Raw genomic sequence first — 14,360 nt, forward strand, 5'->3', positions numbered from 1 at the left:
AAGTTCAGCCGGGAACGTCACACCTGAGGTTTGAGGGGGACCACGGGCAGGAATGCTGCGACGTCGCCTGCCCGATGCCCGGACACGCTCACCTCGTGGGTGTCCACGGCGTGGTCGAACCGGGCGAGTCCGGTCGCCAGGAGCAGCCACGTTCGGGGCGTGGTCTCGATGACGTTCGGCGGTGTTCCCCGGGTATGGCGGACGCCTTCGATGCACTGCACCGCGACGAACGGCGGCACCCGAAGCTCGACGGAGTTGCCCGGCGCGTCCTGCGCCACGGTCCGCGCGGTGGTTCGAACGGCTGCGGCGAGCGCGGGACGCGGCGGAGTCGGCAGCGTGCCGTCGCGCAACCAGTCGGCGACGGCGAGCACCGCGGCCCTGGTCTGCGCCGCGTCGACCTTGTCCCTCGGCCCCATCGTCGTCAGCCGACGAACGGCGCCACGGCGCCGCGTTCGATGATCGCGTCGACGACGTCGTCGGACGTGCGTTCCTGTCCGATGACGAGCGTCTTGTTACCGCCGTGATAGTCGCTCGATCCGGTCTGCAACAGACGCAGGTCGGTTGCGATTCCGCCGAGCTCCGCGCGCGCGGCGTCGTCGTGGTCGGGGTGGCGGACTTCGATGCCCTGCAGTCCCCGGTCGGCGAGTTCTTCGAGCACCTCCGCTGTCAACACCTCGGCCGCCGCGCGGGCACGGGGGTGCGCGACGACGGGGACTCCCCCGGCCTCGCTGATCATCGTGATGCCTTCGAGCAGCGTCGTGGAGCGCAGAGCGACGTAGAAGTCGCCGTCGTCGTCGAGCAGTCCGCTGAACGCCTCCCCGACCGTGGAGATCACACCGGCCTCGACGAGCGCACGAGCGATGTGCGGTCGTCCGATGTTGCTCGGGCCGGCGATCTCACGAACCCGAGCGAGGTCGATCGTGTAGTCGGCGGCGATCAGCTTCTCGACGATCCTCTCGCCACGAAGTCGTCGGTCGTCCTTCATCCGCTGCCATTCCGCGACGATCGCGGGCGATGCCGGATCGAACAGGTACCCGAGCAGGTGGACGGACACCAACGACCCGTCGGCCGCCGGGTGCTTCGTGGAGAACTCCGCTCCGGGCAGGACTCGCATACCTGCGGGCACGGCCGCGGCGACCGGCTCCCACCCCTTGGACGTGTCGTGATCAGTGAGCCCGAGCGTCGTCAGCCCCGCCGCCTGCGCCGCGGCGAACAACTCCTCCGGAGTGTCGGTGCCGTCGGAGAAGTGAGTGTGCACGTGCAGGTCCGCGGTCATCATTCCTCGAATGCTATTCCCCCCCGCCCCCCCCCCCCGGTGTGGTGGGGTGCCCCGTGCCCCCCCCCCACGACAGGTTAGGGCGAACGGCCGCGTCGGCGTCCCCGTTTCCGGCACCATGACGTCATGGGTGCGGAAGTCGACCATCAGAAGTTCAGCGGTGCCGATCGGGTGCGGTTCCGGTCGCAGGTGTCGAAGGGCACCGACGCGATCGCGCGGATGCTGGCCGACGGCCTGTTCACCGACCACGGTCGGCCCCCGGAACCGCTTCTCGGTATGGAGGTGGAGCTGAATCTGATCGACGAGAACGCGGAGCCGTCGATGGCGAACACCCGTGTTCTCGAGGCGATCGCCGACCCCGACTTCCAGACCGAGCTGGGTCAGTTCAACATCGAGATCAACGTGTCGCCTCGACCTTTTGTCGGCGGCGACACGGTGAGCCTGGAGCAGATGTTGCGCACGTCGTTGAACCGCGCTGAGGCACGTGCCGCGTCGACGGGCAATCACCTGCTGATGATCGGCATGCTGCCGACATTGCGGCACGAGCATTTCGCCGGGCAGTGGATCTCGACGAATCCTCGCTACAGCCTGCTCAACGAGCAGATCTTCGCCGCTCGCGGCGAGGACCTCGAACTCGACATCACCGGCGTCCCGCTGTCGGAGCCGTTCAACGCCGAGAGGCTGTTGACGACAACCGACTCGATCCTGCCGGAAGCGGCGTGCACGTCACTGCAGTTGCACCTGCGTGTGGCCCCGGAGGACTTCGCTGCTCACTGGAACGCAGCGCAGGCCATCGCGGGGATCCAGGTGGCTTTGGCGGGAAATTCTCCGTTCCTCTCCGGCAAGGCGCTGTGGCACGAGACCCGTATCCCAGTGTTCGAACAGGCCACCGACACCCGACCACTCGAGCTCCGCAACCAGGGTGTTCGGCCGCGCGTGTGGTTCGGCGAACGATGGATCAACACGATCTTCGACCTCTTCGAGGAGAACACCCGCTACTTCCCGGCACTGCTGCCGGTGTCGACCGACATCGACCCGATCGACGAACTCGATGCGGGCCGCATCCCCGCCCTCGACGAACTGCGGATGCACAACGGAACCGTGTACCGGTGGAACCGGCCGGTATACGACGTCGTCGACGGGCAAGCGCATCTTCGGGTCGAGAATCGTGTGCTGCCGGCCGGCCCGACGGTCGTCGACATCATGGCCAACTCCGCGTTCTACTACGGTCTGGTGCGCGGGCTCGTCGAGTCGGACCGTCCGCTCTGGTCGCAGATGTCGTTCGACGCGGCACGCGAGAACCTCGCCGCCGGAGCCCAGTGGGGCCTCGACTCCCAGTTGTACTGGCCAAACATCGGGTGGGTGAGCCCCGACGAGTTGACGCTGCGCCGCCTCCTCCCGCTCGCCGAGAAGGGCCTGACGTCGTTCGGGGTGTCGGAGAAGGCCAAGCGCCGCTATCTCGGCGTCATCGAGGGTCGGTGCGTCACGAAACAGACGGGCTCGGTGTGGCAGCGTCGCGCCGTGCTCGCTCGCGAGGAGGCGGGCGAGACGCGCCGACAAGCACTCCACGGCATGCTGCTCGACTACAAGACCTTGATGCACGAAGGCGAGCCGGTGCACAACTGGCCACTGTAGAACGGGTTGTCATCCGGCCGGAGGAGCGCAGGCCGTACGATAGCCGCCATGACCAGCCCGTACCCGCCGAATCCGTGGGAGAAGAACAACGGCTTCCAGCAGCCGACTCCGCAGGCTCCTCCGCTGGTGGCCATCGGCGACATCTCGTGCACTCAGACGCACATCGTCACGCCGAGCGGGACCGCGCCGATCGCCGGCGCGAGTTGGCACGTGACCGACATGTCGCACACATCGGAGGAGATTCCGACGTGGGCGATCGTCTGTGCAGTCGTCGGCGCGTTCGTGGTCTGCCTGTTCAGCCTCTTCTTCCTACTCGCGAAGGAACGCCGGACGACTGGTTTCGTCCAGGTGACGGTGACCAGCGGCGGATTCATGCACACGACGTCAGTCCCGGTCTTCGACCCGTCGAACGTCATGGACGTCTACAACCGGGTCGCGTACGCCCGCAATCTCAGCGGCGTCCAGTACTGATCGACGCCACCCGACCTGGTCAATTGGAGTTCGCGGCTGCTATCGCGATGACGACGACGATGATCAGGACAACCACGGCGAACCCGATCGCCATGCTGATCCACGCCCAGCGCGCGTACTTCTCTGATTCGAGTGCGGCATGGCGCGCGGCGTCGTACTGGCCCATGCCCCACAAGCTCGTCACCGAGCTGGACTTGGTTATCCCGATGATGCCGAGAATCAGCGGGGCGAGCCCGATGAGTGTCGTGTAGCAGCCGACGACCAGGAGACCCCCGAACACCGTGGCGAGAATCGCCGACGTCTGCGCGGTGCGTGGCATCGGCTGGCCGAACCCCATCGGCTGATACTGCTGCACGAACTGGGGTTGAACGTACTGTGGCTGAGCGAATTGAGGTTGGGGAACGCCGTACTGCGGCTGCGGCTGCGGCTGGCCGTACTGAGGCGGGGCAGCGCTCTCCGGTTGGGCGAACGGGTCGGGTGCCGGAGTGTAAGGCGGGGCCACCGGCGGCACCTCGTTGAACATGGTCTGCGCGTATGCCTCGGGGTCAGCCGACTCGTTCTTCTCCAGCGAGAGCTTGCCGACTTGGGTCTCGTCGTATGCGGCCCAGCCGTCGTCCGGCTGCTTCTCAGCGTCTTTGTCCAACGGGTGGTTCGGTTCAGTCATGTGCGTTCATACTTTCAGGTCAGAGAAGGGCGCAAACGGAAGATTTCGGATGACGAACCAGACGACCGTCGCCGCCAGTGCAATCCACGGCGTGTATCGCAGATGCTGCCAGCTGCGCAGCTTTCGGCCACGCCAGAGACCGACGACATGCATCACGAAGGCCACGACGATCAACACCATCGCGATCACTCCGAGCGCGTTGTAGTGCAGTGCGGCCGGAACGTCGCCGTGCAGCAGGCTGTAGAGCGCTCTCGTCGATCCACATCCGGGGCAGTTGACATGTAGAAGGGCATTCGTCGGACACGGAGGCAGAAACCCACCGGCTGTCGTCGGATCGCCGATCATCACCAGCGCCGAGACCCCTGCGGCCACTCCCACCCCGAGGACGGGCGTGAGCACTCGATGATTGGCGATCGCCGACATTCGACGGTGAAGCGTGGACGGCCGACTCCCGTTGGGCATGACACTCAAAGCGACGTGCCCGAGCGTCTTCCGGTCTCGAACAGGACGAGGAAAAACACGACGTACACGACGATCACAACGACGTAGATCACCGCGGTTGCGACGGCGCTCCAGATCGCAAACTTCTTCGCATCGTCAGAGGCCCGTTGAGCGCCTGCGTAGTCGCCCATGGCCCACAACTTGCCGACCGATGTCGACTTGACGATCGAGACAACCCCGAGCGGCAGGCAGCAGAGCACGGTCGACAGGATCGCCCACACGAGATAGTCGTCGGGCTGCGCGGCACGAGGAGGCCCCACCGGGTAACCCGGCTGCGCGAATCCGGGTTGGACGTAGCCCTGCCCTGGAACCGGAACGTATCCCTGCTGGGCGTATCCCTGCTGCGGCGCACCGAACTGCCCCTGCCCGAACTGCGGGTCGGGAACCTTCGAATCACTCGACTCGGGCGCGCCCTCACCAGGGGGCGTGTTCGTTTTGTCAGGCTCGACGCCGTCGGGATCAGTCATCACCGTTCGATATTCCCCTCAGTTCTGATGTTCACACTCTAGTTCAGTTAGCTGAATATTCGCCGTCTGCCGTTCGGGGCCACGTCACTTGGAACCGACGATCAGGCCCCGTCCCGTCACGAGCGGCAGATCCAACGCCGTGACCAGTCCCGGACGGGCGGCGACGACAGCCGGCACTGCGTTCACAAGTCGCTGCGCGGTCACAATCATGCCCGACACGTTGTGGTCGCCGTCGCGGCCGCGGTGAGTCATCTCGACATTCATGTGGGGTTCGCCGGAGATGACGATGCGGTAGCAGCCGTCCCCTTCGGCCGGGCGTGGCCACTCTGGACACTGGTCGCGGTGTGTGCGGGTGTAATGCTCGAGCACAATCCGGTCGACGCCGTCGACCTGCCCGACCACCTCGAAGTGCAGCGCGGCCATCGTGCCCGCTGGAATCTGCACCGACACGGTGTCGACGTCGGCCGACGCCGCGACCTTGTCATGCCGCTCGACAAGCGGCTCGTCGAGCGTCACACCGAGCCCCGCCGCGATCTGACGAACAACGCTGCCCCACGCCAATGACAGGACGCCCGGCATCAAGAGCATCGGGGTGTGGTCGAGAGGCTTTCCGAAGCCGAACAACTCAGCCATGACAACGGGTTGGAAATACGTGGAGTAGTCGGCGATCTCCATGCAGCGGACTTCGTCGATCTCCTGCGACAGGCTTGTCATCGACAGTGGAAGCACATCGTTCGCGAATCCCGGGTCGATGCCGTTGACGTGAATACTCGCGCCGCCCGTCTGCGCAGCATTCTCGACGGACTCGATCATCGACTCGGGCAGCACACCGTACGGGAACTGCAGGATCACCGGCCCAGACGACACGACGTTGATTCCGGCCGCGACGAAAGACGTGAGGTCGGCGATCGCCTCGGCCACTCGATCGTCGGTCATGGCCGTGTGAACGATCGCATCCGGCCTGAGCGCGAGGAGGGCGTCCTTGTCGTTGGTCGCGACGACGCCGAGGTCTCGATCCAGTCCGGCGAGACGCCCCGCGTCCTGCCCCACCTTCACCGGATCCGACACCCACACGCCGACGAGTTCGAGATCGGGGTGCGCGTCGATTCCCGTGATCGCATGTCGGCCAACGGTTCCGGTGGACCATTCCACAACTCGCAATGTCATGGACCCCACGCTATGGCCAGGCTGTCGATCCTGGGACCGTTTTGGTCCACCGCGGCCGAGAACGGCGACGGCCGCCAAGAGTCACAGTCATGTGCCCCTCGGCGGCCGTCGAATCGAAGAGCCTCTAGCCGCTGATGATCACCAGATCATTGGCGGCCTTGTCGTGCCATCCCTGCATGCGGCCCGAGTTGTCGAACAGCGGAGAGAGGTACACGACGATCGCGCCGACGTAGCACGCGATCGCACCTGCGAACGGAATGATCTGCCGAACAAAAGCACGACCGAGACCGATCGGCTGACCCGACAACTGGTCGACGACCTTGATGTGCATCGCCATCTTGCCGAGCGTCGCACCCTTGATTCCGATCATCAACCACTCGTAGAGCAGTCCGAAGGCCATTGCCAGCAGCATGACGACGAAGAATCCCATGACTCCGGCACCGCCGCCGTCACACGTTGTGGTCCCGAACGAGTTGGTGCTGCACTCGATGGGATCGGCAACGATCGACGCCGCGCCGACCCCGAACATGATTCCGTAGATCACGCCGTAGATGACACCGTCGATGAGGCGAGCGAGAAAGCGCTTGCCGATGTCCGCGACCTGCACGCGCCCCAGTCCAACGATGTCGACATAGCCGGTGTTGGCCTGAGGAGTGAATCCTGCCGGAACCGTGCCCGGGGAGACCGACCCGTCTGGCTGGCGGTTCCACTCGCCTCCTTGCTGGCCTGCGAAGCCCGCATTCTCCTGGCCGAAAGCGCCGTACGGCTGCTGCCCGTACGCAGGCTGACCGGGCTGACCGTACGCCGGCGGCACCGGCTGACCGTATGCGGGCGGCTGCTGGCCGTAGTCGGGAGACGCGGGAGGTGTCTGCGGCTGCTTCTCGAAATTGGGAGTCTGACCGAACTGCGTCGCACCGTACGGGTCAGGCTGAGCGTTCGGGTCTCCAGGATTTCCCGGCGGATTCGTCATTTGGTGTGTCCTTAGCAATTCGGGTCGAGGCGAAGTGATGGTACCTGTACCCAGCGCTCGTTTGTGACGTCCACTCGAAGACAGCGGCAACAGTCATTCGGTCGAGCGACACGAATGGCGAACCAGTCTTCGCGAATCACGGTGCAATCCCATACGGGCGCCCACGGCGCACACGACAAAACCGCGCCGGGGAGTCTCCCCGGCGCGGCCAAGTCAGTGCGCAATGCCGCCTCGTCAGCGATTCTCGTCGAAGCGAGCACCTTCCGGCTTGCTGTCCATGCACAGGAAGACGATCAGAGCGATTCCGCCGACAACAGGGACGAAACCGATGAGGTACATCCAGCCGCTGTAGCCGGCGTCATGGAGTCGACGCACCGCCACGGCGATGGTGGGAACGAGCACACCAAGGCTCCACACGAGCAGGAGAAGTGCAACGATGCCGCCGAGGGCATCGCCAACAGTGCCCCCGATGCCGACGATTCCAATGAGAACGAGGATGTACAGAACAGCGACGACGGCGAAGTTCGCCAGCACCCACCACCAGTACTCGCCACGGCTCGCTCGCCCGTCGAATCGTGCGTACTTCTGGAAGACGCGACGGGCAGCGTCCGCGAAGCCGATTCCATACCAAGGAAGGTTGAGAGTTCCGGGGTCACCGGACTGCGGGACACCTGCCGCGCCGTACGGGTTCTGACCGTATTGCGGCTGCGGCGCGTATCCGCCCGGCTGCTGACCGAACTCGGGCTGCGGCGGCTGCCCGTATGCAGGCGGCTGCTGGCCGTACTGCGGCTGGCCCTGCGGCGCGCCGTACGCCGGAGGCGGAGTCTGCGGCTGACCCTTGTCGAAGTTCGGAGTCTGGCCGAACTGGGTCTGGCCGAACGGATCCGGCTGCGCGTTCGGATCGCCGGGGTTCTGAGGCGGGTAAGTCATGGTCGTCCTGTTCGGTTCGGATCATGGAGACACGTTCTCGTCTGAGCACGGCCGGGCCAGGGTGACGATACCTGCACTTCCGCCACACTTCATCTGGTCAGAGGACGCTATGGACGCCGGTCGAGCGTGCGCCTACTTCTCCGGCCCGTCGTGGCCGCGGAGTTCGTTCAGCGCGTTCCGAATCCGCTGAGTGTCGGCGGCGGTCCAACCGTCGGGATTTGTCACCGCGACCCATCCGTCGAGGATCTGTGTGCCGTAATTGTGTCCGTGGCCGTCCGGAACGCCTGCCGCGTTGCCGAGATCGGCGCTGACCTGCCAGAACGTGACGATCGGATACCACCGCATCGCGGAGGCGTCACCGGCCGTCCGTTCGGCGAGCCAGTCCGGTTCGGAGAACAGCAGATCCGTGGACCACCAGACGACCGGGTCGGACGGATGCTGGATGTACAGGACCCGCGGCGACAACCACTCTCGTGGATTCCGTGTGATGCCTTCCGCGTCGTTCGCGAACCGAACCACCAGGCCGTCCGCGTACGTCGGTTCCGTCTCCGGCGTGCCGGGATCGCGCCTGTCGGTGAGACTGCGCCACAGCGGATTCGAGTTCGGCGGGCCCACCCACAGAACGCCGTCGACGGTGTCCCGGATCTCGGCGAGGCCGTCGAACGCCCCCTCGCCCGCCTGCGTTCCCAAGCTCTCGCCGTAGACGAACAGCTTCGGGCGATGCTCTGCGGGTTTGGTGAGCCACCGATCGTGGACGGCCGTCACCAACGCTCGTCCGGCATCGGCCGCGGCCTGTCGATCGGCGACGAACGACAGCCAACTCGGCAGATACGAATACTGCGCGGCGACGAGTGCCGAGTCGCCGTCCGCGACGAGTTCCATCGTCTGCGCGGCCGTCGGATTGACCCATCCTGTGCCCGTCGTCGGGATGACGACGAGAGTCTTCCGGTCGAATGCGCCGGTACGTTCGAGTTCGTCGACGATCACCCTCATCCGCGCATCGGTGTCGTCAGCGGTCTCCAAGCCTGCGTAGACCCGGATCGGCTCCTTCGCCGGGCGGCCTGTCAACCGACTCAACTCGGACGCTCGGACTCCACCTGAGACGAAGTTCCGGCCCTCGAAGCCGAGCGACTCCCACGACGCCTTCGACGCCGGGCTCCCCGACTTCTCCGGCAGGGTCGGTCGAACCGCACCGTCGCGAGTGGTGTCGTTCTGTGCACCGAACGCCCAGTTCAACGCGGCATAGCCCACGCGGACGCCGATGCCCGCGACGAACAGATAGGTGACGAGTGCAACGACGACCACGCCGACGGCGACGGCTGCACGTCGCGGAAAGCGCCACCGCCTGATCAGCAGCCCGGCGACCCACCTGCTCTCGTCACGTAGGCCGCGGGCGGTCGCCAGAATCCCCAGGCCGATGACTGCGCTCAACACGATCGTCCTGGAGTAACCGAGGACGGTGGGCGGGACAGTGCCCATGTAGTCGGCGATCTGGCTCTGCCACCGAACCGCCGCGACCAGCATGAGCACCGTGCCAACGGCACAGATCGTGTAGATCCCCAAACGGATCCTCGTCTGCACGAGCGTCGACGGCGGCCAGAACACCAGTCTCGGAGCCAGCCAGCGTCGCGCCGCTGCAGCGACGACGATCCCGATTCCGTGGCCGATCGCAGCACTGATCCCGCCGATGAGACCTTGGAACATCCAGTCACGCGGCAGGAGGGACGGCGTCAGCGACATCCACAAGAACAGCGTCGCCCCCACGAGCCCCGCTGTCGGGACCCGCAGGAGCGAGCCGATGGAGTCTGCCGCGCGACGAGCAGGCGAAGGAAGCGCGCGAAGATCGAGGAGACTCAGCCGAAGAGCTCCGGCAGTGTGCCTTCGTGTGCTTCCCGCAGTTCGGTGAGCTTCACGGAGAACTGGTCCTGGACCTCCAGCTCGTCACTGCCCTGGTCGACGACGCCGATGCGAGTCCACGGCATCTGACGCGCCGTCAGCATGCCCGTGAACCGGGTCTCCTCCGACCGCGGAACGGCGACGAGCACACGTCCGGTCGACTCCGAGAAGAGCCACACGAACGGGTCCGCACCTTCCGGCAGCAGGATGCGGCAGCCCGTCTCACCGGCGAGAGCAGCCTCGGCGACCGCCTGGATCAGGCCGCCTTCGGAGAGGTCGTGCGCCGCCGACACGAGACCGTCACGCGACGCGGCGATCAGGATGTCGCTGAGCAGGCGCTCACGCTGGAGGTCGACCTTCGGCGGAACGCCACCGAGGTGATCGTGCTCCACCTGCGACCAGATCGAACCGTCGAACTCGTCGAGGGTGTCGCCCATCAGGATCAGCGTCTCGCCCGGCTCGGTGCCGATGCCGTTCGGGATACGGCGACGGACGTCGTCGATCACACCGAGCACCGCCACCACCGGAGTCGGCAGGATCGCGGTCGAGCCGGTCTGGTTGTAGAAGCTGACGTTGCCGCCGGTCACCGGGATGCCCAATTCGGCACAGCCGTCGGCGAGACCGCGGACGGCCTGGCTGAACTGCCACATCACGGCCGGGTCCTCCGGCGAACCGAAGTTGAGGCAGTTGCTCACCGCACTCGGCTTGGCGCCCGACACCGCGACGTTGCGGAACGCTTCGGCGAGAGCGAGCTGCGCGCCGTTGTACGGGTCGAGGTACGTGTAGCGCCCCGACGCGTCGGTCGAGATCGCGACGCCGCGCCCGGTCTCCTCGTCGATGCGGACCATGCCGGAGTCGGCGTGCTCGGCGAGAACCGTGTTGCCGCGGACGTAACGGTCGTACTGCTCGGTGATGAACTTGCGGCTGCACAGCGCGGGGCTGGCGACCATCTTCAGGAACGTCTCGCGCAGTTCGTCGCCGGTCTCCGGGCGCTTCAGGCCGGCGGTGGTCGACGCGATGACGTCGTCCTGCCAGTCGGGGCGCTCGACGGGACGGTTGTACACCGGGCCGTCGTGGGCGACGGTGCGCGGCAGGACGTCGACGACAGTCTCGCCGTGCCAGGTGATCTGGAGGTGCTCACCGTCGGTGACCTCGCCGATCACGGTGGCGAGGGCGTCCCACTTGCGGCACACCTCCATGAACTTGTCGACGTTCTCGGGTGTGACGACGGCGCACATGCGCTCCTGCGACTCGCTCGAGAGCACCTCGGCCGGCGTCATGCCGACGGCACGCATCGGGACCTTCTCGAGGTCGATGTGCATGCCGCCGTCGCCCGCTGCGGCGAGCTCGCTCGTGGCGCACGACAGTCCGGCGCCGCCGAGGTCCTGGATGCCGACGACGAGCCCTTCGCGGTACAGGTCGAGGCAGCACTCGATGAGGACCTTCTCGGTGAACGGGTCGCCGACCTGGACGCTCGGCAGCTTCTTGCGGTTCGGGCCGTTCTCTTCGGAATCGTCGAAAGTCTCCGAAGCGAGGACCGACACGCCGCCGATGCCGTCGAGGCCGGTGCGGGCGCCGAACAGGATGATCTTGTTGCCCGCACCCGACGCGAAGGCGAGGTGCAGGTCTTCGGCGCGGAGGACGCCGGCGCACAGTGCGTTGACCAGCGGGTTGCCCTGGTAGCTTGCGTCGAAGACGGTCTCGCCGCCGATGTTCGGCAGGCCGAGCGAGTTGCCGTAACCGCCGACGCCGCGCACCACGCCGTCGACCACACGACGGGTGTCCGGATGATCGGCCGCACCGAAACGCAGCTGGTCCATCACCGCGATCGGGCGGGCGCCCATCGCCATGATGTCGCGGACGATGCCGCCGACGCCGGTGGCCGCGCCCTGGTACGGCTCCACGTAGCTCGGGTGATTGTGCGACTCGACCTTGAACGTCACCGCCCAGCCGTCGCCCACGTCGACGACGCCCGCGTTCTCACCGATGCCCGCGAGCATGCTCGACCGCATCTCGTCGGTGGTGGTCTCACCGAAGTAGCGCAGGTGCACCTTCGACGACTTGTAACTGCAGTGCTCGGACCACATCACCGAGTACATCGCGAGTTCCGCGTCCGTGGGGCGACGGCCCAGGATCTCGCGGATACGCGCGTACTCGTCGTCCTTCAAACCGAGCTCGGCATACGGCTGCGGTGTGTCGGGGGTCTCGGCGGCGTGGGAAACGGTATCTACCTGGGCGCTCACAGCAGACATTCTATGTCAGCGGGCGAGCGCTCCGGTCCATCACCCAATACGGCTCGATCGACTGCATCGGGGAGGCGTCGCCACTAGTGTCGTATCAGACAGTCGATTCGGGGGGATCACGATGAATGTCGGTACTGCGCGCGACTATTTCACAGCGGGCCTCGGAGCTCTCGGCGTGCTCGTCGCCGAGACACCACCCGACCGAGATCGGGCGCTGGCCGCGTTCACATTCGCCACCGACGTCGACCCGACGATGGGCGACGCCTGGCTCGGGCGCGCGGCAGCGGGTGACCGGTCGGGAGCATGTGTGCTCGGCCTGTACCGCTCGCGGACACGGATCGGCGCAGACCAGCGGCGTATCGGCCTGCCTGCCGGACACCTCGTCGGACATCTGCCGACAGGCATGTTCATCGATCTTCCGGTGTCGACGGCGTCGGACGCCGCAGTCGTCTACGCGGCGTCATTGCTCGCCGGAGGCGACCCGGACGGCGCAGCCGACGTCCTCGACGCCGACGCCGACGGACCGTCGACGCAGTACTGCCGGGCGCTGATCGCGTTGACCCGCCAGCAGTGGCGGGACGTCCTCGAAGCCTTGTCGGAGACGACGTCGTCGGACGAGTATCTGCGCGCGGCCTGCGACTTCCTCGCCGGAACGGCGTGCGCCCATCTCGGGTTGTTCGACGAAGGCCTGCGCCGCCTGGAGTCGGTGCGCGACTCCGTCCTGGTCAACGCCCGTGCGCAGTCGCTGTTCATGATGGGCATGACTCTGCGGACGAAAGGCGATGAGGACTCCGCGCTGCCATGCTTCCAAGAGGCGTACGCCGTCGACCCGACGCTCGCCGAGGCGGCCCGCGCAATCGCCGATCCCCGGTATCGACTGGCCGTCGAGGGCACGACGACAACGCCTTCCGCGTCGCACGCCTCACCGGACGACGCCGCGGCGCTCGCCGTCATCGACGAACTCGACGCGCAGATCGGTTTGGCGGCGGTGAAGGATCAGGTGGACCGACTCCGGTCGGCGGCTCGCCTGGCACAGGTCCGATCGGAGAAGGGACTGCGCACGCAGTCACGGAGCCTGCATCTGGCATTCACCGGTCCACCCGGAACCGGCAAGACGACCGTCGCGCGACTTGTGGGCCGACTGTTCCGGGCGCTCGGCGTCCTCGACTCCCACGCCGTCGTCGAAGTCAGTCGGAAAGACCTCGTCGGCACTCATCTCGGTTCGACGGCGCCCAAGACGTCGGCGGTCATCGACTCTGCAGTCGGTGGCGTCCTGCTGATCGACGAGGCGTACACGTTGATTCAAGAAGGACTGTCCGGCGGCGACGCCTTCGGGCGTGAGGCCGTCGACACGCTCCTCGCCCGGATGGAGAACGACCGCGACCGGCTGGTGGTGATCATCGCCGGGTACGACGACGAGATCAATCGCCTTCTCGCCGCCAACGAGGGCCTCGCGTCGCGTTTCTCCCGCCGCCTCCGATTCGACTCGTACACACCGGCCGAGTTGGTGCGGATCGCCGAGTCGATCGCGCAGTCGCGCGACTCACGCCTCGACCCCGGAGCGGTCCGCGTCCTCGAGGAGTCGTTCGACGCACTCTGCTCCTCGAACATCGGATCACGTCCGGCGATCGACGTCGCAGGCAACGGCAGGCACGCCCGCAACCTGATCGAGGCCGCCGAGGAAGAACGCGAACACCGACTCGCTGCGTCGGACGATCTCGACTCGTTGACGGCCGTCGACCTCATGACCCTCACCGCATCCGACGTTCGAGCCGCCCTCGCACGTGTCGCTGTCGGTTAGCCAGGTCCGTTACAGTCAGAACATGACATATGACGCAAACAGCGAGGCTCAGCGACTTCGGGCCAAGGCGAAGACGTTGACGGTCTGGATCTGGATCATCGGCGCGGTCGGCGTCTTCTTCGCAGCGTCGCGGCTCAGCATGGCCGCCCGAAGCGCCGAGAATCCGGCGTCGGGAGGCACCGCCTACCTGACCGGTTACCTGATCGCCGCAGCACTCTTCGTGATCATCCCCGTCGTCGCGGCAACCCTTGTCTATCGCCGCCGCTCGCGTCTTCTCGCCCAAGCTCGCGAACTGGACGGCATGCCGTAGCTCGGACGTATCCCACCGTTGCCCGGTGT

At 66.2% G+C, this 14,360-nt stretch carries 14 protein-coding genes; 4 read left to right on the plus strand and 10 right to left on the minus strand.

Translation table 11 applies throughout. The features are described 5' to 3' along the window. Positions 1 to 17: 17 nt before the first annotated feature. Both WFK36_RS18385 and WFK36_RS18390 read right to left on the minus strand, forming a co-directional pair. Positions 18 to 416 (minus strand): sterol carrier family protein, encoded by a 399-nt coding sequence (locus WFK36_RS18385; RefSeq protein WP_008378665.1) that lies wholly within the window; start codon positions 414 to 416, stop codon positions 18 to 20. A gap of 5 nt (positions 417 to 421) precedes the next feature. Further along, positions 422 to 1,279 (minus strand): PHP domain-containing protein, encoded by an 858-nt coding sequence (locus WFK36_RS18390; RefSeq protein WP_336793407.1) that lies wholly within the window; start codon positions 1,277 to 1,279, stop codon positions 422 to 424. Between the two features lie 123 nt (positions 1,280 to 1,402). On the opposite strand from WFK36_RS18390, the gene WFK36_RS18395 reads away from it, so the two are divergent. Continuing rightward, positions 1,403 to 2,911, plus strand: coding sequence for a glutamate-cysteine ligase family protein (locus tag WFK36_RS18395; RefSeq protein WP_336793409.1), 1,509 nt, complete (start codon positions 1,403 to 1,405; stop codon positions 2,909 to 2,911). Positions 2,912 to 2,959: 48 nt separating this feature from the next. Beyond that, positions 2,960 to 3,382 (plus strand): hypothetical protein, encoded by a 423-nt coding sequence (locus WFK36_RS18400; RefSeq protein ID WP_008378659.1) that lies wholly within the window; start codon positions 2,960 to 2,962, stop codon positions 3,380 to 3,382. Between the two features lie 19 nt (positions 3,383 to 3,401). Here the strand turns inward: WFK36_RS18400 and WFK36_RS18405 are convergent, their stop codons facing one another. The 8 genes from WFK36_RS18405 to purL form a co-directional block, all read right to left on the minus strand. Continuing rightward, complete coding sequence (locus WFK36_RS18405; protein WP_336793410.1) at positions 3,402 to 4,046, minus strand: CD225/dispanin family protein; 645 nt, start codon at positions 4,044 to 4,046, stop codon at positions 3,402 to 3,404. A gap of 6 nt (positions 4,047 to 4,052) precedes the next feature. Further along, the gene (locus tag WFK36_RS18410; protein WP_336793411.1) at positions 4,053 to 4,469 is read right to left on the minus strand and encodes a DUF2752 domain-containing protein; all 417 of its coding nucleotides are present in this window, start codon (positions 4,467 to 4,469) and stop codon (positions 4,053 to 4,055) included. A 44-nt stretch (positions 4,470 to 4,513) separates the two neighbouring features. Then, positions 4,514 to 5,014, minus strand: a complete 501-nt coding sequence (locus WFK36_RS18415; protein ID WP_336793412.1) for a CD225/dispanin family protein — start codon at positions 5,012 to 5,014, stop codon at positions 4,514 to 4,516. Between the two features lie 84 nt (positions 5,015 to 5,098). Next, on the minus strand, positions 5,099 to 6,181 hold the full coding sequence (locus tag WFK36_RS18420) for an NAD(P)H-dependent amine dehydrogenase family protein (RefSeq protein ID WP_336793414.1): 1,083 nt from the start codon (positions 6,179 to 6,181) through the stop codon (positions 5,099 to 5,101). A gap of 124 nt (positions 6,182 to 6,305) precedes the next feature. Next, the gene (locus WFK36_RS18425) at positions 6,306 to 7,151 is read right to left on the minus strand and encodes an RDD family protein (RefSeq protein WP_008378651.1); all 846 of its coding nucleotides are present in this window, start codon (positions 7,149 to 7,151) and stop codon (positions 6,306 to 6,308) included. A gap of 234 nt (positions 7,152 to 7,385) precedes the next feature. Further along, positions 7,386 to 8,081, minus strand: coding sequence for a DUF805 domain-containing protein (locus tag WFK36_RS18430; RefSeq protein ID WP_008378648.1), 696 nt, complete (start codon positions 8,079 to 8,081; stop codon positions 7,386 to 7,388). A gap of 132 nt (positions 8,082 to 8,213) precedes the next feature. Beyond that, positions 8,214 to 9,821, minus strand: a complete 1,608-nt coding sequence (locus WFK36_RS18435) for an alpha/beta hydrolase (protein WP_336793497.1) — start codon at positions 9,819 to 9,821, stop codon at positions 8,214 to 8,216. 113 nt (positions 9,822 to 9,934) lie between these two features. Continuing rightward, positions 9,935 to 12,229, minus strand: coding sequence for a phosphoribosylformylglycinamidine synthase subunit PurL (gene purL / locus WFK36_RS18440; protein WP_336793415.1), 2,295 nt, complete (start codon positions 12,227 to 12,229; stop codon positions 9,935 to 9,937). Between the two features lie 112 nt (positions 12,230 to 12,341). Here purL and eccA point away from each other — a divergent pair, with 112 nt between their 5' ends. Both eccA and WFK36_RS18450 read left to right on the plus strand, forming a co-directional pair. After that, positions 12,342 to 14,021, plus strand: a complete 1,680-nt coding sequence (gene eccA / locus WFK36_RS18445) for a type VII secretion AAA-ATPase EccA (RefSeq protein WP_336793416.1) — start codon at positions 12,342 to 12,344, stop codon at positions 14,019 to 14,021. Between the two features lie 22 nt (positions 14,022 to 14,043). Beyond that, positions 14,044 to 14,331 carry a hypothetical protein gene (locus WFK36_RS18450; RefSeq protein ID WP_336793417.1) on the plus strand — a complete coding sequence of 96 codons (288 nt, stop codon included), beginning with the start codon at positions 14,044 to 14,046 and terminating at the stop codon, positions 14,329 to 14,331. Positions 14,332 to 14,360 lie beyond the last annotated feature (29 nt).

The sequence above is a fragment of the Gordonia malaquae genome (assembly GCF_037148075.1).
Taxonomy (GTDB): domain Bacteria; phylum Actinomycetota; class Actinomycetes; order Mycobacteriales; family Mycobacteriaceae; genus Gordonia; species Gordonia malaquae.

Coding starts and splice junctions, on each gene's coding strand:
- WFK36_RS18385 (WP_008378665.1), bottom strand. CDS start 416: ATGGGGCCGAGGGACAAGGTCGACGCGGCGCAGACCAGGGCCGCGGTG.
- WFK36_RS18390 (WP_336793407.1), bottom strand. CDS start 1,279: ATGATGACCGCGGACCTGCACGTGCACACTCACTTCTCCGACGGCACC.
- WFK36_RS18395 (WP_336793409.1), top strand. CDS start 1,403: ATGGGTGCGGAAGTCGACCATCAGAAGTTCAGCGGTGCCGATCGGGTG.
- WFK36_RS18400 (WP_008378659.1), top strand. CDS start 2,960: ATGACCAGCCCGTACCCGCCGAATCCGTGGGAGAAGAACAACGGCTTC.
- WFK36_RS18405 (WP_336793410.1), bottom strand. CDS start 4,046: ATGACTGAACCGAACCACCCGTTGGACAAAGACGCTGAGAAGCAGCCG.
- WFK36_RS18410 (WP_336793411.1), bottom strand. CDS start 4,469: ATGTCGGCGATCGCCAATCATCGAGTGCTCACGCCCGTCCTCGGGGTG.
- WFK36_RS18415 (WP_336793412.1), bottom strand. CDS start 5,014: ATGACTGATCCCGACGGCGTCGAGCCTGACAAAACGAACACGCCCCCT.
- WFK36_RS18420 (WP_336793414.1), bottom strand. CDS start 6,181: ATGACATTGCGAGTTGTGGAATGGTCCACCGGAACCGTTGGCCGACAT.
- WFK36_RS18425 (WP_008378651.1), bottom strand. CDS start 7,151: ATGACGAATCCGCCGGGAAATCCTGGAGACCCGAACGCTCAGCCTGAC.
- WFK36_RS18430 (WP_008378648.1), bottom strand. CDS start 8,081: ATGACTTACCCGCCTCAGAACCCCGGCGATCCGAACGCGCAGCCGGAT.
- WFK36_RS18435 (WP_336793497.1), bottom strand. CDS start 9,821: ATGTCGCTGACGCCGTCCCTCCTGCCGCGTGACTGGATGTTCCAAGGT.
- purL (WP_336793415.1), bottom strand. CDS start 12,229: ATGTCTGCTGTGAGCGCCCAGGTAGATACCGTTTCCCACGCCGCCGAG.
- eccA (WP_336793416.1), top strand. CDS start 12,342: ATGAATGTCGGTACTGCGCGCGACTATTTCACAGCGGGCCTCGGAGCT.
- WFK36_RS18450 (WP_336793417.1), top strand. CDS start 14,044: ATGACATATGACGCAAACAGCGAGGCTCAGCGACTTCGGGCCAAGGCG.